Origin of the sequence: Legionella sheltonii, assembly GCF_026191355.1 — a bacterium.
In the GTDB taxonomy this organism is placed as follows: Bacteria; Pseudomonadota; Gammaproteobacteria; order Legionellales; family Legionellaceae; genus Legionella; species Legionella sheltonii.
Map to the genome: position 1 here is coordinate 68,272 of NZ_JAPHOQ010000012.1, position 23,484 is coordinate 91,755.

Sequence of the window (23,484 nt, forward strand, 5' to 3'; positions counted from 1 at the left end):
GACGAAGTCGTAATCCGGGATTCAGTTTATAACCCGTATGAGACTTTTGCTAATACGGGCTATGTATGACGCCTTTGCAAAAAGGCTTAGTCTTAACCCGTATACGATCTTTTATATACTTTGATAGCAAGAGAAGTCAAGTAAAAGTAGCCCTTAAAGTCGCTCGAAAATAGTTCTTGTATTAAACCCAAACAAGCGTTCATGCATTCTGTAAGCATACTCATCCGTCATATTGGCCAAATAATCACAAACAATTCGATAGGCAATTGTTTCATCTTCAGCTTGTTTAAACAAAACTCGATTTTTGTTATCCAATAAACTTCCAGGATTTGAACTGATGGCATCAAAGAGTCTAAGTACGACCGTTTGACCTCCATATTCAAAAGTACGGGCTTCTTGGGAATCAATTACATTGTTGTAGATACACTGTTTTAAATAATTCAGAAGGGCGTTTGCTTCGGGAGTAAGTGCCAAATTATATTTGAGTAAATTATTATCAAATTGTTCGTTGACTATTATGATTTGGGTTGATGTTATAAAATAATTAACCATTTCCCCTATAGTTTGTTTTCTTAAATAAAGATCTTGAGAAAAAAGTGAGTCGATTAACTCATTTTTACGTTTGCTTAATAGAGTATTGTTTAATAACTGTCTAAATTCCGGCGTATCCAGATGAGAAGAATTGATAAGACGCAAATGAATAGCGTCTTCAAGATCATGAACTCCATAAGCGATATCATCGGCTATATCCATTATGGAGCAATCAAAACTATGGTAGGCAGATTTCCCTGTTTTCGTACCATGTGGTTTTTGTGATAAAGATTGGAATAATTCTTTGTCATTATCCGAAAAAGGGGATAATAACCAATCAATCTCAGGCTGTTCACAATCAAAATAAGCTTTAGGTGGTAACCAGTCATTAATTTTGATGGTTTTATGAATGGATTCATGAACAGGAGGTTGTCTTGGGGCGACGACAGTAGAACGTTTCACTGGGTACTTTAAAATACCCAATAATGCACGGCGGGTTAAATCAAGACCATACGTTCCATAACTGCTTTCAACCTTAGTGAGCAGTCGCAGCGTTTGTCCATTTGCTTCAAACCCTCCATAATTGCGCATCATATAATTAAGGGCCACTTCACCACCGTGTCCAAATGGTGGATGTCCAATATCATGAAGTAAACAAATAACTGAGATCAGATCGTCATTAGGTAATAAGCCAGCTAAAACTAGATGTTTCTCTTGGTTCATTAAGAGATTATGTACAATACTGCGTCCAATTGAATCGACTTCAAGAGAGTGGGTTAGGCGAGTACGGTGGAAATCACCTTCATCAGTCCCTAAAATTTGTGTTTTTCTTTGCAATCGTCTGAAGGCTGGACAGTGAATTACACGTGTACGGTCTCGTTCATAAGGATCTCGATGATCCAGATTACCTCGTTGATTTGTTTGTCCAGAACGTCGATGTGTCCACATAAGTTTTTGCCATCTAAATAAAAAAATAATTACTGTAAGACATAATTTGTTCTTTAACAACACAAATTCCTAAAGTTTTTTCTAGTTATGTAGATATAGTAATCAGGAAGTAAATAATAAGAACTAAAAATTAGGGGAATGACTATGGATAAGAAAATAAACTTAGCGCTCATAGTAATTTGTGCTTTAGCTATGTCTTCCTGTACTAAAGATGAATACATCTCATATCCAGCATATTCATATGTAGATATTACTCAACGGCCTTATAATATAAATAGCTACAATATGACGAACTATGATTATGGATATCAACAAAAGCAGGAAGTAAATGTTCCTAACTCATATCATGTGGGAGAGTTACATTCTCCAGTTTCTTTTAAAGACAGAGATGAGACTTGGGTTAATAGTCAAAATCCTAAAGGATATACAATTGAATTGACTGAAGGGGACAAGGCATCTCAAGTGGCACAAGTCTTGTATAAAGCACCTAAAAAAGATCGGATGGCTCAAGTAAAATATGAGCGAGATGGTAAAACGCGATATAGAGGAGTATATGGAACCTTCAGTACTCCTGAAGAAGCACAAAAAGCCTTAAACTCTTTACCTCAAGAACTGAAAAGTAGTGCTTCAGTGATTAATTGGGGCAGTGTGCAACAACAATGAAGGTAAGTACTCAATCGCTAACAGGGGAAGGTTGGTTTGAGCACCTCTTGTGCTCAAACCTAATTCTTCGAGAGTAAACATTCAATGGTACACAGATCGATTCCTGCGATTAGGCAGTTACTATAATTTTACCTATTTGTTCATTGGACTCCATGTATCTGTGTGCGTCGACTATATGCTCCAAAGAGAAAGTCTGAGCAATTTGGGGCTGAAATGATCCATCTTGAATATGATCAAAAATATATTTTTCAGCTTTTTGGCGAGCTTCGGGTTGAGTACTAATTTCAAAAAGTGTATAACCCCGCACGGAAATTCCCTTATTTAACGCGATGAAAAGAGGGAATGGAGTAATCTGCTCTAGAGACAAGTTACCATAAACAAAAAGGATTCCGCCTGGGGAGAGTGCTTCTGTTAAAATTTCAATGCCCTTTCCTGCGATTGGATCAAAGACAATTTTTACTCCTCTACCTTTGGTGATTTCATCTACACGGGCAGGAAGATTTTCTTCATGAGTTACAATGACATGATCTGCACCTAAAGAGAGCAATTCAGCTTTTTTCTTAGAGGTTCGTGTGGTAACAATACTAATGGCTCCCTGAGCTCGTGCAATTTGGATGGCAGCGATTCCCACACTACTGCTTGCTGCAGTAATTAAAACAAAATCATTTTTAGCGAGCTTTCCATAATGGATCAGAGCTCCATAAGCCGTCATGTATTGCATCCAAATGGAAGTTCCTTCCGCATAGGAAAGTTTCTCAGGATAAGCTGCAAGCGCATAAGCAGGGACTATTGCCACTTCGCCATATACCCCATACTTGCCTAGATCAAAACAAGGAACGGTACTGTATGTCTTGCCAATCATTTTTTTATCTACATCCGGTCCAACGGCTTCAACCACACCCGAGGCTTCATAGCCAATTTTTGATGGGAAATGGGGTTGTACTAAATAGCGCCCCGTACGAAACATAATTTCAGCTCGATTTAAACCAATTGCATGAACACGCAAGCGAACTTCACCTTTCCCAGGTTCTGGCAATGATACCTCTTCAAGCCTTAATACCTCGGGCCCTCCAGTTTCGTGAAAACGAACAATTTTAGCTGATGAATTTGACATGGAATATCCTTATTTTTATGAGATACTTGAATAACTCTTAACCGGAAACCTTTTTCCTCATTCCTCGTTGCACTTGGGCTGACGAAGTTTCCTCAGCGTTTCATCCCGACTATAGTAGGCTAAGTTTTTGAAGCTGAACTAAGCAGGATCATTAAACGAGTGACGCCTGGCGTTTTCGAGCGGTCTGCTTCAAACTGTTTTACAGTAATTGCGTAGCGTTGATTTATTTTTTCCAACCAGGTAATAAATAAATTAAAAGCAACTGAGTCAAAAGTAATTTGTATATCTCCTGAGCCAGTTTGTTGTAGTTGATAAGGAAACTTTAAGGTGGAATCGTTTTTTAGTTGCGTGGCCAAAGTGGTCAATAATTGGCTGTTATCGACTATTTGCTTTTTCGTTTGTTTTGTATGACTTTGCTGTTTTATTTTTCTCATCCACTCTAGGGTAGTTGATTTTTCAATGAGTTGTTTTGATTTTTGGTCTACTCGTTGGCTCAATGGGCTGTATAAAAACAAATAATACACATAAAGAATAAGGCACACTGCTGTTCCAATTAACATCCATTTTTCTCGTTCATTAAGTGTACTTAAATAGGCTTTCACATTAACTCCAAAGTTGCGACAACTTGTTGTTCACGAGTTGATGCTTGGGTTTGTTTTACTTTAAGTTGCAGTTTTTTTAATTCATTTTCCAATTCTTCTAAACTGGCGAAGTCCGTGCTGACCAAGGTCACTGATAAAGTCTTATTTTGATATCGTAATTGTTCCAGGGTATTGTGATCATTTTTCATGACTTTCGAAAATTGATTGAGTAAGAACCAAAAGCGATTTTGTTCTTCCGTATTATTGCTTTTTAATAGCTGTGTGATGCGAAATTTAGGACTAATAACTTGTTTTGCATCAGGAAAAAATTCATGATAAATCACTGCAATTTGTGTATCAATTTTTTGGGTTTCTTTATTGAGTAAATGCAATTTGATCCCATTCGTTACAAGTAGGGAGATTAGCCAAACACAAAAAAGAGCACCGGCGACCAGATATCCCTTTTTTAGTAGATCTGCTTTATTTCCGTGCTGCATTTCCCCTTGGCAGAGATTCATTAACTTTGATCTGAGTATTCTTTGTGCAATCCAGGTATAGGATGTTTCCTGTTTTTTAGCTAATGATGAATCACTTTGAATTGCGCTGTCTGCAAAAAGTAAGGGTTGATGCTGGGGATGCTTTTTTAGATAGATATGAGCTAGCTCTCCAGAAAGAGCCCCTTTAAAATCATCGGTATTAATCAATAAAGTGGTTCCACAAACACATAATTCATCTGGTTCCAGGGCAAACCAATCTACAGTGATCCCAGAAAATCCTATTCCTTGTTCATTGAGGAATTGCATCAGATATCGAATTCGTTGTTTACTAATCACAGTAATCAAGTACTGATTATTTTGATATCGTGCTTTATCAAAGGCAAAATGAAGCTCATCTACAGGTTGTGCTAGTTTTTCTTCTAAAGCATAAGGGATTGCTGTTCTTGCTTTTCTATCTGGAAGCCATGAAAACTCAAGGTTAAGGAGACTGACCTGCTCACATGTTTCAATAACTAAAGTGTTACATTCCGTTTGTAGTGGCTTAATTTCGGCAAAGCTACGTTGAGCAGGGGGAGCAATTAATGCTCCGTCTGCATTTATTTTGAGGCATAAACAACCTGCTTCATCAAGATGTTTTGCAAAGAGAAAAAGTGTATCCATTCCTAAGCATAAGCCCTATGTTTTTTTATATTCATGGCAGTCCATTGTTGTTTTAATTGTTGTGACAGAAGATAAACGACAAGTGCATACTGGGGACTTGAGTTGTATCGGGTTATCACAAAGAAATTGGGATAAGCGATCCAATATTCATTGCCTTGAGCAGTTACCAACTCAATCAAGGCGGCACGGGAAGGATGATTATGTGCTGCAGTGACCGGTCTAACCCCATTTGCAATCAATTGTGAATAGTAATAGTTGGCTTTTTTAGGATTTACTTGAATTCGTTTATAACGAGTACCTACCACTGTGGCATGTTGGGCAACCCCATCATTGGGCCGCCAACCATGATGGTAGAAATAATTCGCAATACTCCCAATCGAATCGGCGTTATTCGTTACAATATCTCGTTTTCCCGTATTATTAAAATCAACAGCAAAGTTACGATAACTACTGGGCATGAATTGCGGTTGGCCAATAGCACCAGCATAGGAGCCTTTGAATTGGGTTGCAGGAACTCCATGTTCGCGACAAAGAAGCAAGTATTCTTTTAATTCTTTAGTGAAATAAGGCGCGCGTTTTGGATAATTAAAAGCCAGTGTGGCTAAGGCATCGAGAACTCGATGTTCTCCTTGTTTCTCTCCATATAAGGTTTCCACTCCCAAAATTGCAATAATAATTTCTGGAGGAACGCCGTATTTTTTCTGGGCTTTGTCTAATGCCTGTTTATTCGCCGCCCAATAGTCTAATCCGCCTTTTAGACGCGCAGGGGTGAGAAACAAATCTCTATACACGTCCCAATTCTTCTTTTCATAGGGCTTTTCCATGGATTCAATGATATCGGGCCGGATTACTACCTGATTCATAGTTGCTGTAAGCTCTTTAGCATTAAAGTGATATTCCTTAACCATGCTTTTGATAAAGAGTTGCACATCTTTTCTTTGTGTAAATGCGGTATCTGAATAAGTTGAGAACGAAAAAAGTAGCAATATTATTGCTATAAACCCCAAACTTGATACTCGTCGCATAGCACACCCTGATAATAGAAAAACGAAATGATAAATCTTATTAAAAATGCAGTGCATTAGCAAATACTTTAAGGCTGCGCTTATTTAAGCTAGAATGCGCTATTTGCAAAAAAGGGTATTTCAGTTGAGTGATTTAAAGCGAATTCGTAATTTTTCGATTATTGCCCATATTGATCATGGTAAATCAACCTTGGCGGATCGGTTTATCCAAATTTGTGGTGGTTTAACAGAGCGTGAAATGAGTGCTCAAGTTCTTGACTCGATGGATATAGAGCGAGAAAGGGGGATTACGATTAAAGCTCAATGTGTATCTTTGAACTACACTGCGAAAGATGGCAATAGTTATCTGTTGAACTTCATTGATACGCCAGGACATGTGGACTTCAGCTATGAAGTATCTCGTTCTTTGGCCGCTTGTGAAGGGGCAATTCTTGTTGTAGATGCCGCCCAGGGTGTGGAAGCTCAAACTGTTGCTGTTTGTTATACTGCCATTGATCAATCATTATCGGTTTTGCCGGTACTGAATAAAATTGATTTACCCCAAGCAGAACCAGAGCGTGTTATCTCAGAAATTGAAGATATCATTGGTGTGGATGCACACGATGCGATAAGAGCTAGTGCAAAAAGCGGGCTGGGTGTGGAAGATGTGCTGGAAGCATTAGTCACTCGTATTCCACCACCAGTGGGCGATATCGACGCCCCTTTACAAGCTTTAATTATTGATTCATGGTTTGATAGCTATCTCGGAGTTGTTTCTTTAGTGCGTATCGTCAATGGATCAATACGAAAGGGAGACAAGATGAGAGTTATGTCTACAGGTCGATCTTATGAGGTTGATCAAGTAGGTATCTTTACTCCTAAACGGACTAAGCTGGACATGCTGAATGCCGGTGAAGTAGGTTATGTCGTTGCCGGAATCAAAGAAATTCAAGGAGCTCCAGTAGGCGATACACTCACTCTGGAAAAAAATTCTGCGGACAAACCACTTCCTGGTTTTCAACGTGTGAAACCACAAGTTTATGCGGGGTTGTTTCCTATCAGCGCTGATGATTTTGAAGCATTCCGGGAAGCTTTGGCTAAATTAAGTCTTAATGATGCGTCTCTATTTTATGAACCTGAATCTTCTGAAGCATTAGGTTTTGGGTTCCGATGTGGCTTCTTAGGCATGCTGCATATGGAAATTGTACAGGAGCGTCTCGAACGAGAATATAATCTTGATCTTATCTCTACTGCACCCACAGTCGTTTATCAAATTGTGACGCAAAAAGGTGAGACGATGCTTATTGATAATCCATCTCATCTTCCACCGCTTCCTCAAATTAAAGAAATGTATGAGCCTATTGTGAGAGCCAATATACTTGTTCCTCAAGATTATCTCGGCTCCATTATTAATTTGTGTATTGAGCGACGTGGTGTTCAGGTCAATATGACCTACAGTGGCCGCCAAGTTTCTGTAACTTATGATATTCCTATGAGTGAAGTAGTTTCTGACTTTTTCGATCGATTAAAATCAGTGAGCCGTGGGTATGCTTCATTGGATTATAATTTCTTGCGTTTTCAGGAAGCTGATTTAGTTAAAATGGATATTTTGATTAATAGTGAGCGCGTGGATGCACTTTCAGTGATTGTCCATCGTTCCTCATCACATAGTCGTGGAAAATTAATTGCTGAAAAAATGCGTGATTTAATTCCAAGACAAATGTTTGATGTGGCGATACAAGCGGCATTAGGCAGCCATATTATTGCCAGGCAAACCGTAAAAGCGTTACGGAAGAACGTTACTGCAAAATGTTATGGTGGTGATGTGACACGAAAACGAAAATTATTGGAAAAACAAAAAGCCGGTAAAAAACGTATGAAGCAAGTGGGACATGTTGAAATACCGCAAGAGGCGTTTATGGCTGTGTTTCAAACAGATAAAAAGAAATAGTAACTATTTACCAGGGGCCACTGAAAAGCCGCATTTGGTGAATTTGACTTTTCACCAAGATTTAAAATTAGTGTATGGTTATTGGAATATATAAATTAAGTTTGATTAGGATATAAATTTATGAATTTTGCTTTAATACTCGTTGTCCTATCTTTTATCAGTGGGTTGATTTACCTATTGGATGTACTTTTTTGGGCAAAAAAGCGTACTCAGGATCAAAAGCCCAATCGTATCATCGAATATTCGCGATCTTTTTTTCCTGTTTTTTTCATCGTCTTAATTTTACGTTCATTCATCATTGAACCCTTTCGTATTCCTTCAGGTTCATTAGAACCTACATTGCTTGTTGGTGATTTTGTAGCCGTCAATAAGTTTATTTATGGATTAAGGCTTCCAGTTTGGGAAAAGAAAATTATTCCAATTTCTGACCCTAAAACAGGGCAGGTTGCTGTATTTCGTTGGCCACCAGACCCTTCTTATGATTATATTAAAAGGGTAATAGGAGTTCCCGGGGATAAAGTGAGTTACCATAATAAGGTATTAACCATTAACGGAAAGGAAGCAAAACAAACTTTTGTTGAGTACACCATTGATGAGAGTTCTGGGAAAGCGGTAGCTAAATATAAAGAAGATTTGAACGGAACCATACATGATATTTTCATTAGAGCTGATGTTCCGGCTGTAGATTTTGATATTGTAGTGCCCGAGGGAAGTTATTTCATGATGGGCGATAATCGCGATGACAGTGCAGATAGCCGATTCTGGGGATTTGTACCCGAATCCTATTTGCGAGGCAAAGCATTTTTAGTTTGGATGAGTTGGAATAGCAAGACGGATAATGTTCGATGGTCTAAAATAGGAAAATTGATACCCTAAGTAATAGTTTGCATGGTTCTTAGATCGAGATATTGTTTTTAATTAGAGCAGAGAAAAGGAATAATAAATGCGAAAACAACATGGAATGACTTTTATAGGGACGTTGTTAACTGTGGTTGTGCTTGTCATGGCTGCTGTGGTAATAATGCGTATTATTCCAGTTTACTTGCAGTATTACTCTGTTCTCAAATCGGTCAAAGGATTAAATACGATACCTCCATCTACACTAACAGGAGATCCTATTGCGGATGTCAATGTTCTGAAAAGTACTTTGGATAAACGCCTGGATATTAATGGGGTAGAAAGTCTAAAGGAAAATCAATTATCTATTGAACCCTTGGGGGCTAATAAATTCAGAGTGAAATTAAAATATCAGGTGATTAAGCCTTTAGTATACAATATGAGCTTATTATTTGATTTTGATCACACAGAAGAGGTTGTAACAGGCAGTGAAAGTTGATTTAGAAAGGCTATGCCGACGATTAAATTATCAATTTAAAAAAGTTGCTTATCTTAAGCAAGCTTTGACGCACTGTAGTGTTGGTAGTGAAAACTATGAGCGTTTTGAATTTCTAGGCGATTCAATTTTAAGTTTTGTAATTGCTAATGAACTATTCCATCGATTTCCTATGCAGAGTGAAGGACAATTAAGTCGTTTACGTTCATTTTTAGTTCGAGGCGAAATGTTGGTCGAACTGGCTAAAGAAATTGATCTTGGCGAATTTCTTTTTTTAGGTCAAGGCGAGCTTAAAAGCGGCGGTTTTCGCCGTGCCTCAATTCTATCCGATGCTATGGAAGCCGTTTTCGCAGCAATTTTTCTTGATGGCGGCATTGAGTTCGCAAAAGAGGTCATTTTAAGGTTATATCATTCTCGACTCGAAGATCCTAATTTAAACGATTGTTTAAAAGACGCAAAAACGCAATTGCAGGAATATCTACAAGCTGAAAAAATTGCTCTTCCAGAATATACCTTAACTAAGGTAGAGGGTGATGAGCACAATCAAATATTCTATATCACTTGTACGGTTAATGGTGCAAAACAAAAAACTTTTGGCCAAGGTTCTAATCGACGAAAGGCAGAACAGGTCGCTGCGAAGTCGATGTTAGAGTTGTTGCGCTCAGGTAAATAGCTAGAAAATAAATTGTATCAAACCTAAGATATAAGATAATTGAAAACTTGGAACAGAATGAAGCTACACTGTTTATAAGAATTTCCGAGGTTTGGTATAAAAAAGAAATCATAGTTTTGCTGCAGCGAAGGCAATGGCTCAGCTATGAACTTCCCGTAGTGTTCTTATTGGCAATCGGATGTTATTGCTTCTGAATTAGTACATGATGTGCTGCTTGAGATGTTATCAATAAAATTTATGAAACAATTGGTTCATGGCTCGTACCACTCATACCACTGCTAAAAGCGGGGGCATTGCAATCACACCTAATAGAATGCATGGTATTTTTCCAAATTATTCAAAAGTCGATCTTTTATTTGTGGCACAAATATAAAAATATTACCTAAAGATGAAGAGTACCTGGAGAAATATGCATAGGAGGTGGAAGCCATCGCCGATGAAGTGATTTTCAAGGTGGAAAGCGATGCCTGGAAGGTGACCTGTTGACCCAAAGTTCGGCAGAGATCAGCTCAAGAGACAGTATCTTGCATCCAGGTTTCTGTGAGTTAGCTTAAACTATATCTTCTAGGCTGGTACTAATTTCTAGCCATTCTTCTTCAGCTTGATTTAAAGAAAAGTGGGAGCTGGCACGTTTTTGTAGCAATTGATTTAGTTTATCTTGTTGGGTACTGTCCTCATAAAGACTGGCATCACCAAGTTGAGTATCCAACTTGGTAATTTCACTTTGATATTGCTCAATCAATTGTTCCAGTTTTTTTAGACGGTTTTGTAACGTTTTCTTTTCTTTATAATCAATGGCAGTTGAAGTAACGCTATTTACTTTAACTGAATCTTTAGTTTGTAACCAGGAATAATAATCATCTAAGTCTCCATCAAAAGCTTGAACTTTTTGTTGGTAAACCAGATAGAAATTGTCGACGCTGGTTTTGAGCATATGACGATCATGGGAAATAAGAATTAATGCACCTTCATAGCTTTGCAACGCCAGCTCAATGGCTGAGCGCATTCCTAGATCCAGATGGTTTGTAGGCTCATCAAGCAAAAGCAGATTGGGCTTAAGCCAAACAAGTTTTGCTAAAGCTAAACGTGCTTTTTCGCCACCGGAAAAATGATTTATAGGTTGAACTGCCATATCACCAGTAAAGTTAAATCCACCTAAAAAATCGCGAATGGTTTGTTCACGTGCTTCTGGTGATAGAACTTGAATCGTTTCCACAGGACTTAAATTAAAATCCAGCTGTTCTAATTGGTGTTGTGCGTAATAACCAATCTTTAAATGGGCAGAGCGGTGGATTGTACCATTCAAAGGTGTTAAAGACCCCGTTAATGTCTTGATTAGCGTCGATTTTCCCTCTCCATTGGGTCCTAACAGAGCTATTCTGTCACCTGGATTGAGTGAGAAATTGATTCGTTTTAATATCGGTTTTTCAGATTGATATCCGGCATCAACCATATTGCATTGAAGTAATGGATTTCCTGCTCGCGGACATGGAAAAAAATCAAAAGAAAAGGGGGAGTCAGCCTGTGCTGCAGCAATAATTTCCATTCTTTCTATGGCTTTGAGACGTCCTTGTGCTTGTTTTGCTTTAGTCGCTTTCGCTCTAAATCGATTGACAAATGACATCATATGATTAATTTTGGTTTGTTGTTTTTCATACATGGCTTGTTGTAATGCCAATTGTTGTGCATGTGTTTTTTCAAAACAACTGTAATCACCACTATATAGAGTTAGATTTTGTTTCTCGATATGCAGAATATGAGTAACAAAGGCATCAAGAAATTCACGATCATGGGAAATAAGGATGATGGTGCTCGGGCTTTGTTTTAAAAAGCGCTCCAGCCAAAAAATTGCTTCCATGTCTAAATGGTTAGTCGGTTCATCCAGTAAAAGTAAATCAGCCGGGTTCATTAAGCAGCGTGCGAGGCTTAAACGCATGCGCCAACCCCCGGAAAAACTATTTACTGAAGCCTGTTGTTGCTCCCCTCTAAAACCCAGGCCAGACATAATCGTCGCGGCTTGAGCCGGTTTACTGTAGCCTCCGCTATGACTTAATTCCTCATGGCATGCTAACACTTCGGCATCATTGCCCGTCGCTTCTGCATCGCTTAAACGTTGGAGCAGCTTCATATAATGCGCATCACCACCGAGTACAAAATCAAGTGCTTTTTCATCACTATCGGGTAATTGTTGTGATAAATGGCTGATGTTGAGTTGAGGATTAATTAAAAAATCGCCGGTATCAGGTTGCAATTTCCTTAATAAAAAATCAAATAATGTTGATTTGCCACAGCCATTATGGCCAATAAGACCAATTTTTTGCTTTTCATATAAAGTGACATTGACTTTATCTAATAAAACTTTATTGCCACGACTTAGAGTAATTTGACGAAGAGTAAGCATGATAAATCTTTAGCCATAAATAGAGTGGGTTATACAAAAATTATGAGTTCTCATCATCGCGATTAGAGCGAGAGAGCTCCTATCATAAGCCTGCGCTACAACCCGCAGATCCTTCGCTATGCTCGGGATGACGGCAAAGTATGCGGATTACACTGCGATAATCCGGGCTACAAAGCTACGAATTTACCTCAATTCTACCATAAATCCGCTTAACTGGGTTCTGGTTCAATAGTTTTTTTCCTAGCAGATTGATAGCGAGCTTGTTTTTCAATATCAATATAACGATCTGTGGTTGCACTGGAACTGTGGCCAGCATCATCCCGTACATGCTCACGAGGACGAATTTTTACATCTTCAGAAATACCAGTATGCCTTAGCCAGTGAACTGTTGCTGCAGCCAAATTATCTGCCTCTTCTCTGTAACCCTTCACCCGAAGTTGTTCTCCGGCTAAGTCAAAACAACGTTGAATAATTCTTCGTATTGGCGCCGTATCACTCATAGGGCCATTTCCACGAATTTTGGGGATGAGAGGGCTATTATCAGCAGGGGAAGGGAGGGGAGATAATCCTAAGAAGCTTCGCCATCGCATCAAACTTTCGAGCATCGCTTCGCTGACTGCGATTTGCCGCTCCTTATTTCCTTTACCAACAGTTGTGAACCACCAATGACCGTTACTGTCCTTGGCAAAGTCATTCATACTAGGGATCCAACGGTCACTTGCTGCCAATTCGGAGATACGTAGATACATACCAAATAATAAACTCAACATAAAACGAGTGCGTTCATGTTTCAGGGGAGATTCTTCCGCGAGAGATTCCGCAGCGTCTAACACGGCACTCCATTGTACTAAACTCAATCTGCGGATAGGGGCATTCTGTTGACGTTTACGAATAAACTTACTTTTTTGGCGAATCAGGGCGACTGGATTAGAAACCAGATATTCTTCAGCAATTAAGAAATTAAATAATGTACTTAAAATGGCAAATATTTCTTGGATGGCTCCTTGAGACAAATTGAATTGATCAATTTGGGGTTTATGTCCATTTTTTATTGCTGACTTACTTAACGTAACTACAAAAGGTCTCCATTCTTCATTGGGGATACGTGTTCCGTCTTTTTCAATAAATCGCGGTACTTTCTTTAAACTAATCCATGATTTAGGAGGATTCTGGCAAAAATGAATGTAGTCTTCTATGTCATCACGTTTTAATTCATTGAGGGTTTTGCTTTTTATTAACCAGGACCATTGCAATAATCGTTCAGTTTCCCTGCGGTAACTATTGAATGTACCTTGACTGCCCGTATAGCTTTTCAAAAAGTTTAAAGCGTAATTAAAATCATTTTGAAATCGAATATCAGGCAACACAACATGCTCATGATTTTTATGAAGGTAATTCATGTTGTCAAAGATAGGAAGTAGTTTAAATTTCATAGATTCAAAGTGAAATAATAAGTATCTCCAATGCTAGCTGAAAAGTAATGAAGATTCGAGTAGTTGAGTTTAGTGATTGGATGGTTAATCGGCTATGTGGTTGAAAAAACAACGATTTGTTCAAGGTAAATAAATATCTACAGCAATAAATTAAAATTAATTAAAATTAAATGATTTAAGATATTGACCTTGATGAAAGCACCTAGTATTATCTGCGCTCTGTCCTTGGGACGGGTTTTACGGGGTATAGCGCAGTCTGGTAGCGCGCCTGCTTTGGGAGCAGGATGTCGGGGGTTCGAATCCCTCTACCCCGACCAAGATGCGCCCGTAGCTCATCTGGATAGAGCATCGGCCTTCTAAGCCGAGGGTAGCAGGTTCGAATCCTGCCGGGCGTGCCAGCCCAGATCTTGTTCATAAGAATTTCTGGTATAAAATTTATGGTGAGCGTAGCTCAGTTGGTAGAGCCCCGGGTTGTGATCCCGGTTGTCGTGGGTTCGAGTCCCATCGTTCACCCCATTTGAGAGAAACAAAAGGTTTATCGCTAAAGATTTTATCTGAGTCTTTACAAGACCGAATTACTGATTGATAATCCAACCTGATTTGCGAAAGTGGCGGAATTGGTAGACGCACTGGATTTAGGTTCCAGCGGGGCGACCCGTGAGAGTTCGAGTCTCTCCTTTCGCACCATTTATCATTATAAATTCCAAGAGGTGATATTAATGCAAGTTTCTGTTGAGACCCTAAAAGGTTTGGAACGTAAGGTAACAGTTTCTGTACCTTCAGAGAAAGTTGAGGAAGAAGTGAGCTTACGTCTCAAGAATCTTGCTCGCAAAGTTAAGATTGATGGTTTTCGTCCTGGTAAAGTACCCTTCCAAGTTGTTGTAAGTCGCTATTCACAAAGTGTTCGTGAAGAAGTAGCTCGAGATATGGTGCAATCTACTTTGTTTGAAGCATTACAAAAAAATGAATTAGTTCCTGCGGGCTATCCCTCTGTTGAACCTGAGCAACTAGAGAAAGGAAAAGACTTTAAATATTCTGCAATATTTGAAGTAATGCCTGTATTTGAAATTATAGAATTAAATCAAGCGGCAGTTGAGCTGGCTCGTTCAGAAGTTACAGATAAAGACGTAGAAGACATGCTGGATAAACTTCGTGAGCAAAATAAAGAATGGCATGACGTATCCCGCGCTGTCAAAAAAGGCGACAAAGTCGTTATCGATTTTGAAGGATATCTTGATGATAAACTGTTTGAAGGCGGTAGCGCTAAAGGACATGAGTTAGTAATAGGTTCTGGATCAATGATCCCTGGCTTTGAGGAAGGAATTATTGGTAATAAGAAGGATAAATCTTTTGATATTAAAGTAACCTTCCCTGAAGATTATGGACATAAAGAATTAGCAGGAAAAGAAGCTGTTTTCAAAATTACACTTCACAATGTGATGGAAGGAAAATTGCCTGAACTCAACGAAGCCTTTGCTGAAAAATTTAACATAAAGGAAGGCGGCATTGACGCATTGAAAAAAGACATTAAAGAGAATATGGCTCGAGAGTTAGAGCGTCGTGTCAGCATGATGAACAGAGAAAAGTTGTTTGATAAATTAATGGAAGTTAATGTTATTGAATTGCCATTAGCTTTAATTGACAAAGAAATCGAAAATTTGAAACATGATATGTATCATCGTCTATTTGGACATGAACACCATGAGAATGAAAAGATACCTGATTTTCCTCGGGAGCTGTTTGAAGAACAAGCAAAACGTCGTGTTCATCTTGGTTTGCTCTTTTCTGAATATGTTAAAAAACACCAAATTGTTGCAGATAAAGATAAAGTGAACGCGGTAATTGAACGATTCGCCAGTGCTTATGAGAATCCTGATGAGTTGCGTTCTTGGTATCAAAGCAGCAAAGAGCATATGGCTGAAATTGAAGCGATTGTTATGGAAGAGATGGTTGCAGATAAAATTGCTGAAGATGCAAAAATTAAATATAAGAACAAAGATTATGATTCAATTATGAATCCTAAGCCTGCAACTGAAGCAACTGAGAAAAAAGGAGAGTAATTGTATGACGGGATATTCAGATAACATAATTCGCAATGCCAGTGGATTAGTCCCAATGGTTATTGAACAAACCTCACGTGGTGAGCGTTCGTATGATATTTATTCAAGATTATTAAAAGAACGTATTATCTTTCTTTTAGGTGAAGTTGAAGACCATATGGCTAATTTGGTAGTTGCTCAATTGTTGTTTCTTGAGTCTGAGAACCCTGAAAAAGATATTTCTCTTTATATTAATTCTCCTGGAGGTGTAGTAACCGCTGGCTTAGCAATTTACGATACCATCCAGTTTATTAAACCTGATGTAAGTACTTTGTGTATAGGGCAAGCAGCAAGTGCTGCTGCCTTGTTACTTTGTGCAGGAGCTGAAGGTAAGAGATTCTGTTTGCCAAACTCACGAGTGATGATTCATCAACCCTTAGGTGGTTATCGAGGCCAAGCTACTGATATTGAAATTCATGCTCGCGAGACCTTAGCCGTAAGAGAACGTTTAAATACTATTATGGCAAATCATACTAAAAAGACACCTGATCAGATTATGCGTGATACCGAACGTGATAATTTTATGAGTGCCACACAAGCTGTTGAGTACGGCTTAGTTGATAGAGTGCTTTATGATCGAGAGTCAGTGAATAAAACAGAGTAACTATAACTTTAAATTCAAAGAACTGAACTATAATGTATCATAACCCGGGTGCAGTGAAGCGGAACCTGGGTTTTAGGTTCAGATTTACCGGGTTCCGCTTCGCTGCACCCAGGCTAGGAATGCGATTAGGGTTCTTTTATATTGATTCATTATTACTTTTTTTCGTATTTCTTTTTTGTTTTTAAAAAAGTAGTTACATGAAAAACAGTGGCATATCTTTTTCTGATTGACTAATATTTTACATATATTATCTTTTTTCCGATAATCGTTGTAAGAAGGGGTTTGGTTATGAGTAAATCCGGTAACGGAAGTGGCGATAAAGTTCTGTATTGTTCTTTTTGTGGAAAGAGCCAACATGAAGTAAAAAAATTGATTGCTGGCCCTTCTGTATTTGTCTGTGATGAATGTGTAGAGCTCTGTAATGATATTATTCGTGAAGAAACACACGAAGCTCATGAAGAAGCTGAAGTACGTTTACCATCACCCAAAGAAATTTCAAACTTTTTGGATGAGTATGTCATAGGACAATCGCATGCAAAAAAAGTCTTGTCCGTAGCTGTTTACAATCACTACAAGCGATTACAACATAAAAGTGAAGACGGAGTGGAACTTGGTAAAAGCAATATCTTACTTATAGGTCCAACTGGAAGCGGAAAAACACTTTTAGCCCAAACATTAGCTCGAATTCTCAATGTTCCATTTGCTATGGCAGATGCAACTACATTGACTGAAGCGGGTTATGTCGGTGAAGACGTTGAAAATATTATCCAGAAGCTTTTACAAAAATGTGATTATGACGTGGATAAAGCACAGCATGGTATCGTGTATATCGATGAAATTGATAAGATATCACGTAAGTCTGATAATCCTTCGATTACACGCGATGTTTCTGGTGAGGGAGTGCAACAGGCACTTTTAAAACTCATTGAAGGGACCATTGCTTCTGTTCCACCCCAAGGCGGACGCAAACATCCACAACAAGAATTTTTACAAGTTGATACTTCAAATATTTTATTTATTTGTGGTGGTGCTTTTGCTGGATTGGAAAAGGTAATCAGAGAGCGAAGTGATAAGTCAGGTATTGGATTTTCTGCTCAATTAAAAAATAAAAAAGAAAACAGTGATGAAATATCTAAAGTATTGAACCAGTTAGAGTCAGATGATTTGATTAAATATGGCTTAATACCTGAGTTTGTTGGTCGATTGCCTGTTGTTGCTACGTTGCAAGAACTGGATGAATCAGCTCTTATTGATATTTTAACTAATCCTAAAAACGCTTTGACGAAACAATTCCAGTCTCTATTTAAAATGGAAGGAGTAGAGCTTGAATTTAGAGAAGAAGCACTGATTGCTATTTCCAAAAAAGCTCTGGAACGTAAAATGGGTGCACGAGGTTTACGTGCTATACTTGAAAATATTCTATTAGACACCATGTATGAATTACCTTCTCTTGAAGGAGTAATTAAGGTTGTAGTCGATGAGAGTGCTGTAAATAGCTCATCAAAACCAATTCTTATTTATGAGCAAGAAGGGATGAAGAGTGCAGCAGGTGGTCAAGAGTAGTTTTTCTACTCCTCTCCTGCACCTAGTGTGGGAGAGATGTTCTTTAGATAACTTTAGATAACTTTAGACAACTTTCTTAATTATAACGCTTTGTTTTCTTGCAATAACTCTCCCTTCCTTTTAAATTATAACTAGTAGTCGCGTAAATTTTAAATAAAGTTTTTCGTTTGAATAAGGGTTCATTATGTCCACTGAAATTATAGAGACTTCGAATGAGGCAGAAAAACTGTCAAATATACCTGTATTACCATTAAGAGACGTAGTGGTCTACCCTCATATGGTTATTCCTCTGTTTGTTGGAAGAGGAAAATCAATTAAAGCCCTGGAAGCGGCTATGGTTGATAGTAAACAAATCTTTTTAGTAGCACAGAAAAAATCGTCGAATGACGATCCGACTGAAGAAGATATTTTCCAAGTTGGTACGTTATCCAGTGTTTTGCAGTTATTAAAATTACCAGATGGCACCGTAAAAGTTTTAGTCGAAGGGGAAAAACGTGCCAAAGCAAAAGAATACAATCAGGCTAAAGGCTATCTAGAGGCTGATCTGGAGTTATTGGAAGATGCCAATGCAGCTGTTCAAGAACCAGATGTCAGTATTTTAATGCGCTCTTTAATGTCGCAGTTTGAGCAATATATTAAACTCAATAAAAAAATTCCACCAGAGGTTTTATCACCGCTCGCGGGAATAGAAGAACCAGGACGATTAGCTGATACGATAGCTGCTCACTTAACACTGAAGGTAGATGATAAACAGGAATTACTGGAAACTTTAGATGTAGGTACTCGTCTTGAGCGTTTAATGTCTGCGATAGAAAACGAAATTGACTTGTTACATGTTGAAAAGCGTGTAAGAGGGCGAGTTAAACGACAAATGGAGAAAAGCCAGCGCGAGTATTATCTCAACGAACAAATGAAGGCGATCCAAAAAGAGCTGGGTGAGTTAGGCGAAGAAGGTAATGAAATTGAACAATTGGAAAATTCAATTAACAAAGCCGGAATGCCTAAAGAAGCAAAAGAAAAATCACTCGCTGAACTTCATAAATTGAAAATGATGTCGCCTATGTCTGCTGAGGCTACTGTCATACGCAACTATCTTGATTGGATGCTGGCAGTGCCCTGGAAGAAGAGAACTAAAATTCAATTTGATTTACTCAAAGCAGAGAAATTATTAGATAAAGAACATTATGGCCTAGAGCGGGTTAAAGAACGCATCATTGAATATCTGGCCGTTCAACAAAGAGTTAAACGCTTAAAAGGCCCAATACTTTGCCTAGTTGGACCTCCAGGCGTGGGTAAAACCTCATTAGGACAATCCATTGCAAATGCTACAGGTCGTACATTTATTCGTATTGCTTTGGGTGGCGTCAGGGATGAAGCTGAAATTCGCGGTCACAGAAGAACCTATATTGGATCCATGCCAGGAAAAATTATTCAGAAATTATGTAAGGCTGGAGTAAAAAATCCTCTCATTATGCTGGATGAAGTCGATAAAATGGCTATGGATTTCCGTGGAGATCCTGCTGCAGCATTGCTTGAAGTACTTGATCCAGAGCAAAACCATACGTTCAACGATCATTATCTTGAAGTAGATTATGATTTGAGTGATGTTATGTTCATTGCGACAGCAAATTCTTTGGAAATTCCTGCTCCGTTATTAGATAGAATGGAAGTGATTCGACTCGCGGGTTATACAGAAGATGAGAAAGTCAGCATTGCTGATAAATATCTGGTTCCAAAGCAAGTCGTCCTGAATGGTTTAAGTAATCAAGAAATTCATATTAGTGAAGGGGCAATTCGAGAAGTTATCCGCCACTATACTCGTGAGGCAGGCGTACGTAATTTGGAACGAGATATTGCGAGTATTTGTAGGAAAGTCGTAAAAGAAATCCTCTCGAATAAAAAAGTTAAAAAAATGACGGTTACTACAAGTAATATCGAAAAATATTTGGGTGTGAAAAAGTATCGATATGGCTTAGCAGAAGAGTTTGATCAAGTGGGGCAGGTTACAGGTTTAGCTTGGACAAGTGTGGGCGGAGAGCTGTTAACAATAGAAGCATCGATGATGCCGGGTAAAGGTAAGGTCACGCATACAGGTCAATTGGGTGAGGTCATGCAGGAGTCTATCCATGCTGCGATGACTGTTGTACGAAGTCGAGCTAAAAATTTTGGCTTGCCCGATGATTTTTATGATAAGAATGACTTCCATGTCCACGTTCCTGAGGGAGCTACTCCCAAGGATGGTCCAAGTGCTGGTATTGGAATGTGTACTGTTTTGGTTTCTGTAGTGACTCATATTCCTGTTAAAGCAGATGTTGCAATGACAGGGGAAATAACGTTGCGAGGGCAGGTATTGCCAATTGGTGGTCTTAAAGAGAAATTATTGGCAGCTCATCGAGGCGGAATTAAGCATGTCATTATTCCTGATGAAAATGTAAAAGACCTGGAAGAGATACCAGATAATGTTTTGCGTAAGCTCACAATACATCCAGTTAAGACCATAGAACAGGTTCTAGAACTGGCTTTACAACGCAGTCCATGGATAAATCAGCCAACAAATGTACAATCTGAGGCTTTAGTGGGTAAAAGATCAAAAAAAATTAAAAATAATGATTTACATACCCATTAATTAGAGGTATATTTCGTTTCGTAGCCCGCCACTAGCGGGCACTGCAAGGAAGTAACTACTTGACCGGTTAATTTGATGAGTTTAATTAAATTAGCTTGAAGTATGGAAGATTAACTGTATAGGGGAAGCAATGAATAAGAGCGAATTAGTTGATGCTATAGCAAGTGGTTCGGGTTTAACAAAAGCTGACGCCAGCAGAGTTCTCGAGACTTTTACTAGTACTATTACTGATGCTTTGAGAAGCGGCGATCAAGTGGTAATACCTGGTTTCGGATCTTTTTCAACAGGCAATCGTTCAGCACGTACAGGTAGAAATCCACAAACTGGCAAAGTTATTCAGATTAAAGCGTCACGAGTAGCCAAGTTTAAAGCGGGTAAAAACCTGAAAGAAGCGGTGCAAGAAGCATAAGTTTTCAGGGTGCTTAGCTCAGCTGGGAGAGCATCGCCCTTACAAGGCGAGGGTCGTAGGTTCGATCCCTACAGCACCCACCAAGAAATGGAGTGGTAGTTCAGTTGGTCAGAATACCGGCCTGTCACGCCGGGGGTCGCGGGTTCGAGCCCCGTCCACTCCGCCAGATTAACGCGCCGAAAGGCGCGTTTTTTTTATCTGGAAAGAAATATTTGCTTTAGAACTCTTATTTTTTCCTAATATCTGCTTTTTATCTTAGAGAGGCGGGTGAAATTTTAAGGTAATCTATTCAATGCAATCAATTTTCTAGTAATTCCAGAAAGAAAATTTTTATTGAATAGGTGAGTTTTTTGTTTTTATGTTGATTTTTTTCAGCCTGGGCTATAATCGGTTCGCGCTAAATTGAATAAAGCTTTAATTAAATAATTATGGATCTCGGGACATGTTACAAAAGTTAAATGAACGTATACAGGGTGTTGTAGCTTGGCTAGTAGTTATCTTAATCGGTATTACGTTTACACTTTTTGGTGTGGATTATTATCTGCAATCACGTCAAACGACCAATTCTAAGGTAACCGTCAATGGTCAGCCTTTAACACTTCAATCATTTGAAAATAATTATAGACCCGCCCGTTCCATGCAGGATGTTGAGCAAATGACTGCTGCTGATGAGAAAAAATTGCAAAATCAAGTGCTCGATCAAATGATTACAAATGAAGTATTGGTGCAAGCTGCACGTAAAAATGGCTTCGATGTTAGCTTAAATCAAGCCAATGCAGCAATTTTGAGTATTCCTCAATTCCAAGAAGACGGCCATTTTTCAGCTCAAAAATATCAACAAGCACTAAACGCTGCTTTGTTCACGCAATCAAGTTTTCAGAATGAAGTAAAACAAGGTATGTTATTAAATCAGCAACGATTTGCTTTTATGGGAAGTTCTTTTGCGTTACCTGATGAAATTGATCGCTTTGTGAGCTTGTATATGCAAAGCAGAGACTATGACTATTTAACAATTCCGGCTTCTAGTTATGAGAAGGACGCTCACGTATCTTCAGAAGAGGTTGAGAATTATTATAACAAACATAAAAAAGAATTCATGACTCCTGAAAAAGTGAGTTTGGATTATGTAACTCTATCTATGCATGATATTAAGGATAAAATTAAACTGTCTGATGACGATGCAAAACGTTATTATGAAGAAAATCAAAGCAGTTATTTGATCCCTGCAAGCTGGCAAGTAGCTCATATTTTATTTGCTGTTCCTGATGATGCAAGTCAATCTGATTCTGAAAAAATTCAGAAAAGAGCAAATGATGCTTATCAGTTATTACAAAAAAATCCAGAACAATTTGAGCATCTCGTAACAACCATGTCAGATGATAAACTTTCCATTGCTGACAAAGGCATTCTTCCCTGGATTACAGCGAGTGGACAAAATAATTACAATCAAATTTTATCTAATTTAACTAAGCCAGGACAGATTTCTCCTCCTGAAAAAACAAAACACGGATATGAGATTTTTAAACTCATTGCTTATAAACCGGTTTCAACAAAAGCTTTTTCTGAAGTAGAATCATCTATTAAAGAGCAGCTCATTGCTGAAGCTGCTCAAACTAAATATACCCAGGCTTTGGAGCAATTATCGGATTTAAGTTACCAGTCCCCCGATTCACTCCAACCGGTAGCTGAAGCATTGAATCTGAAAATTGAAAAAACACAACCTTTCTCAAGAACTGGTGGTGTAGATAGTATTGCCAAAAACAAACAAGTAATTAACACCGCATTTAGTCATGATGTGCTTGATTTAGGAAACAACAGTGAGCCAATACAAATTGATAATGATTCAGTCGTAGTAATAAGGGTTGACCAGCATTGGGCTGAAAAGGAACAACCTTTAGAAGCGGTTCAGGATCAAATCAGCAAAATTTTAACTAAAAAAATTGCTGAATCAAAGGCAAAGGAAATGGGGGTTAGTTTATTAAACCCAGTCGAGGATAAGAAACAACAAGAACTGATTCGTAGCAACAAGCTATCATGGAAGTCGGTAGTTAAGTCTACTCGTGATAATGATAAGGTTGATACAGATATAAATGATATGGCATTTAATTTATTACGACCAGAAAGTCGTAATGGTCTTGTTATGCCAAATGGTGATTATGTCGTAGTACGATTGAAACAGATTCATGATGGCAAATTAAGTACCTTAGACAGGGAGCAACAAGATAGCCTGGTTCAACAAATTGAAGCAAGCTACGGCATGATGGATTATGACTTGTATGTAAAAAGTTTAATTAATCGAGCACAAATTGTAAGACACTAGGTTTATAGACAAACGTGTTAGCTTGAGCTTCATGGTTATTTGATTTTTTATTTTAAAATTAATGTCTTAGGATC

At 38.4% G+C, this 23,484-nt stretch carries 18 protein-coding genes and 6 tRNA genes; 17 read left to right on the forward strand and 7 right to left on the reverse strand.

Annotated elements, in window-relative coordinates; all coding sequences use genetic code 11:
- Nucleotides 1-153: 153 nt before the first annotated feature.
- The gene (locus OQJ26_RS14195) at nt 154-1,479 is read right to left on the reverse strand and encodes an anti-phage deoxyguanosine triphosphatase (protein WP_322783972.1); all 1,326 of its coding nucleotides are present in this window, start codon (nt 1,477-1,479) and stop codon (nt 154-156) included.
- Between the two features lie 144 nt (nt 1,480-1,623).
- On the opposite strand from OQJ26_RS14195, the gene OQJ26_RS14200 reads away from it, so the two are divergent.
- A complete protein-coding gene (locus tag OQJ26_RS14200) occupies nt 1,624-2,142 on the forward strand; it encodes an SPOR domain-containing protein (RefSeq protein ID WP_265704397.1) in 519 nt (172 codons plus the stop codon).
- Between the two features lie 109 nt (nt 2,143-2,251).
- Here the strand turns inward: OQJ26_RS14200 and OQJ26_RS14205 are convergent, their stop codons facing one another.
- From OQJ26_RS14205 to mltB, 4 genes are all read right to left on the reverse strand, one after another.
- On the reverse strand, nt 2,252-3,256 hold the full coding sequence (locus tag OQJ26_RS14205) for a zinc-dependent alcohol dehydrogenase family protein (protein ID WP_265704398.1): 1,005 nt from the start codon (nt 3,254-3,256) through the stop codon (nt 2,252-2,254).
- 119 nt (nt 3,257-3,375) lie between these two features.
- Nucleotides 3,376-3,858, reverse strand: a complete 483-nt coding sequence (gene lspM / locus OQJ26_RS14210; protein WP_265704399.1) for a GspM family type II secretion system protein LspM — start codon at nt 3,856-3,858, stop codon at nt 3,376-3,378.
- A complete protein-coding gene (gene gspL / locus OQJ26_RS14215) occupies nt 3,855-4,994 on the reverse strand; it encodes a type II secretion system protein GspL (RefSeq protein ID WP_265704400.1) in 1,140 nt (379 codons plus the stop codon). Before gspL ends, lspM begins: the two co-directional genes overlap by 4 nt.
- Nucleotides 4,995-4,996: 2 nt before the next feature.
- A complete protein-coding gene (gene mltB, locus OQJ26_RS14220; protein ID WP_028380255.1) occupies nt 4,997-6,019 on the reverse strand; it encodes a lytic murein transglycosylase B in 1,023 nt (340 codons plus the stop codon).
- 94 nt (nt 6,020-6,113) lie between these two features.
- Here mltB and lepA point away from each other — a divergent pair, with 94 nt between their 5' ends.
- From lepA to rnc, 4 genes are all read left to right on the forward strand, one after another.
- Nucleotides 6,114-7,949 (forward strand): translation elongation factor 4, encoded by a 1,836-nt coding sequence (gene lepA, locus OQJ26_RS14225; protein ID WP_265704401.1) that lies wholly within the window; start codon nt 6,114-6,116, stop codon nt 7,947-7,949.
- A 120-nt stretch (nt 7,950-8,069) separates the two neighbouring features.
- Nucleotides 8,070-8,825, forward strand: coding sequence for a signal peptidase I (lepB, locus tag OQJ26_RS14230; RefSeq protein ID WP_265704402.1), 756 nt, complete (start codon nt 8,070-8,072; stop codon nt 8,823-8,825).
- 67 nt (nt 8,826-8,892) lie between these two features.
- Nucleotides 8,893-9,285 (forward strand): DUF4845 domain-containing protein, encoded by a 393-nt coding sequence (locus tag OQJ26_RS14235; RefSeq protein WP_265704403.1) that lies wholly within the window; start codon nt 8,893-8,895, stop codon nt 9,283-9,285.
- A complete protein-coding gene (rnc, locus tag OQJ26_RS14240) occupies nt 9,275-9,955 on the forward strand; it encodes a ribonuclease III (RefSeq protein WP_265704404.1) in 681 nt (226 codons plus the stop codon). Before OQJ26_RS14235 ends, rnc begins: the two co-directional genes overlap by 11 nt.
- 550 nt (nt 9,956-10,505) lie before the next feature.
- Here the strand turns inward: rnc and OQJ26_RS14245 are convergent.
- Both OQJ26_RS14245 and OQJ26_RS14250 read right to left on the reverse strand, forming a co-directional pair.
- Nucleotides 10,506-12,356, reverse strand: coding sequence for an ABC-F family ATP-binding cassette domain-containing protein (locus OQJ26_RS14245; RefSeq protein ID WP_265704405.1), 1,851 nt, complete (start codon nt 12,354-12,356; stop codon nt 10,506-10,508).
- Between the two features lie 209 nt (nt 12,357-12,565).
- Complete coding sequence (locus OQJ26_RS14250) at nt 12,566-13,789, reverse strand: tyrosine-type recombinase/integrase (RefSeq protein WP_265704406.1); 1,224 nt, start codon at nt 13,787-13,789, stop codon at nt 12,566-12,568.
- A 240-nt stretch (nt 13,790-14,029) separates the two neighbouring features.
- Between OQJ26_RS14250 and OQJ26_RS14255 the strand changes: the two genes are divergently transcribed.
- From OQJ26_RS14255 to OQJ26_RS14310, 12 genes are all read left to right on the forward strand, one after another.
- A tRNA-Pro gene (locus OQJ26_RS14255) sits at nt 14,030-14,106 on the forward strand.
- Nucleotides 14,107-14,110: 4 nt separating this feature from the next.
- A tRNA-Arg gene (locus tag OQJ26_RS14260) sits at nt 14,111-14,187 on the forward strand.
- 42 nt (nt 14,188-14,229) lie between these two features.
- A tRNA-His gene (locus OQJ26_RS14265) sits at nt 14,230-14,305 on the forward strand.
- A gap of 86 nt (nt 14,306-14,391) precedes the next feature.
- Nucleotides 14,392-14,476 (forward strand) — tRNA-Leu (locus tag OQJ26_RS14270).
- Nucleotides 14,477-14,508: 32 nt separating this feature from the next.
- Complete coding sequence (tig, locus tag OQJ26_RS14275) at nt 14,509-15,849, forward strand: trigger factor (RefSeq protein ID WP_265704407.1); 1,341 nt, start codon at nt 14,509-14,511, stop codon at nt 15,847-15,849.
- Nucleotides 15,850-15,853: 4 nt separating this feature from the next.
- Nucleotides 15,854-16,492, forward strand: a complete 639-nt coding sequence (gene clpP, locus OQJ26_RS14280) for an ATP-dependent Clp endopeptidase proteolytic subunit ClpP (protein ID WP_265704408.1) — start codon at nt 15,854-15,856, stop codon at nt 16,490-16,492.
- A 288-nt stretch (nt 16,493-16,780) separates the two neighbouring features.
- Nucleotides 16,781-18,055 carry an ATP-dependent Clp protease ATP-binding subunit ClpX gene (clpX, locus tag OQJ26_RS14285; protein WP_265704409.1) on the forward strand — a complete coding sequence of 425 codons (1,275 nt, stop codon included), beginning with the start codon at nt 16,781-16,783 and terminating at the stop codon, nt 18,053-18,055.
- Nucleotides 18,056-18,239: 184 nt separating this feature from the next.
- Nucleotides 18,240-20,681 (forward strand): endopeptidase La, encoded by a 2,442-nt coding sequence (gene lon / locus OQJ26_RS14290; protein ID WP_265704410.1) that lies wholly within the window; start codon nt 18,240-18,242, stop codon nt 20,679-20,681.
- A 130-nt stretch (nt 20,682-20,811) separates the two neighbouring features.
- Entirely contained in the window at nt 20,812-21,090 is a 279-nt protein-coding gene (locus tag OQJ26_RS14295; RefSeq protein ID WP_003631985.1) for an HU family DNA-binding protein, read from the forward strand.
- Between the two features lie 7 nt (nt 21,091-21,097).
- Nucleotides 21,098-21,173, forward strand: a tRNA-Val gene (locus OQJ26_RS14300).
- 6 nt (nt 21,174-21,179) lie between these two features.
- Nucleotides 21,180-21,256, forward strand: a tRNA-Asp gene (locus tag OQJ26_RS14305).
- Nucleotides 21,257-21,532: 276 nt separating this feature from the next.
- A complete protein-coding gene (locus tag OQJ26_RS14310; protein ID WP_265704411.1) occupies nt 21,533-23,410 on the forward strand; it encodes a SurA N-terminal domain-containing protein in 1,878 nt (625 codons plus the stop codon).
- Nucleotides 23,411-23,484: the final 74 nt, after the last annotated feature.

What these genes read in the sequence shown, in the direction of transcription:
- OQJ26_RS14195 (WP_322783972.1), bottom strand. Translation starts at nt 1,479, where the DNA reads ATGTGGACACATCGACGTTCTGGACAAACAAATCAACGAGGTAATCTG.
- OQJ26_RS14200 (WP_265704397.1), top strand. Translation starts at nt 1,624, where the DNA reads ATGGATAAGAAAATAAACTTAGCGCTCATAGTAATTTGTGCTTTAGCT.
- OQJ26_RS14205 (WP_265704398.1), bottom strand. Translation starts at nt 3,256, where the DNA reads ATGTCAAATTCATCAGCTAAAATTGTTCGTTTTCACGAAACTGGAGGG.
- gspL (WP_265704400.1), bottom strand. Translation starts at nt 4,994, where the DNA reads ATGGATACACTTTTTCTCTTTGCAAAACATCTTGATGAAGCAGGTTGT.
- mltB (WP_028380255.1), bottom strand. Translation starts at nt 6,019, where the DNA reads ATGCGACGAGTATCAAGTTTGGGGTTTATAGCAATAATATTGCTACTT.
- lepA (WP_265704401.1), top strand. Translation starts at nt 6,114, where the DNA reads ATGCGCTATTTGCAAAAAAGGGTATTTCAGTTGAGTGATTTAAAGCGA.
- lepB (WP_265704402.1), top strand. Translation starts at nt 8,070, where the DNA reads ATGAATTTTGCTTTAATACTCGTTGTCCTATCTTTTATCAGTGGGTTG.
- OQJ26_RS14235 (WP_265704403.1), top strand. Translation starts at nt 8,893, where the DNA reads ATGCGAAAACAACATGGAATGACTTTTATAGGGACGTTGTTAACTGTG.
- OQJ26_RS14245 (WP_265704405.1), bottom strand. Translation starts at nt 12,356, where the DNA reads ATGCTTACTCTTCGTCAAATTACTCTAAGTCGTGGCAATAAAGTTTTA.
- OQJ26_RS14250 (WP_265704406.1), bottom strand. Translation starts at nt 13,789, where the DNA reads ATGAAATTTAAACTACTTCCTATCTTTGACAACATGAATTACCTTCAT.
- tig (WP_265704407.1), top strand. Translation starts at nt 14,509, where the DNA reads ATGCAAGTTTCTGTTGAGACCCTAAAAGGTTTGGAACGTAAGGTAACA.
- clpP (WP_265704408.1), top strand. Translation starts at nt 15,854, where the DNA reads ATGACGGGATATTCAGATAACATAATTCGCAATGCCAGTGGATTAGTC.
- clpX (WP_265704409.1), top strand. Translation starts at nt 16,781, where the DNA reads ATGAGTAAATCCGGTAACGGAAGTGGCGATAAAGTTCTGTATTGTTCT.
- lon (WP_265704410.1), top strand. Translation starts at nt 18,240, where the DNA reads ATGTCCACTGAAATTATAGAGACTTCGAATGAGGCAGAAAAACTGTCA.
- OQJ26_RS14295 (WP_003631985.1), top strand. Translation starts at nt 20,812, where the DNA reads ATGAATAAGAGCGAATTAGTTGATGCTATAGCAAGTGGTTCGGGTTTA.
- OQJ26_RS14310 (WP_265704411.1), top strand. Translation starts at nt 21,533, where the DNA reads ATGTTACAAAAGTTAAATGAACGTATACAGGGTGTTGTAGCTTGGCTA.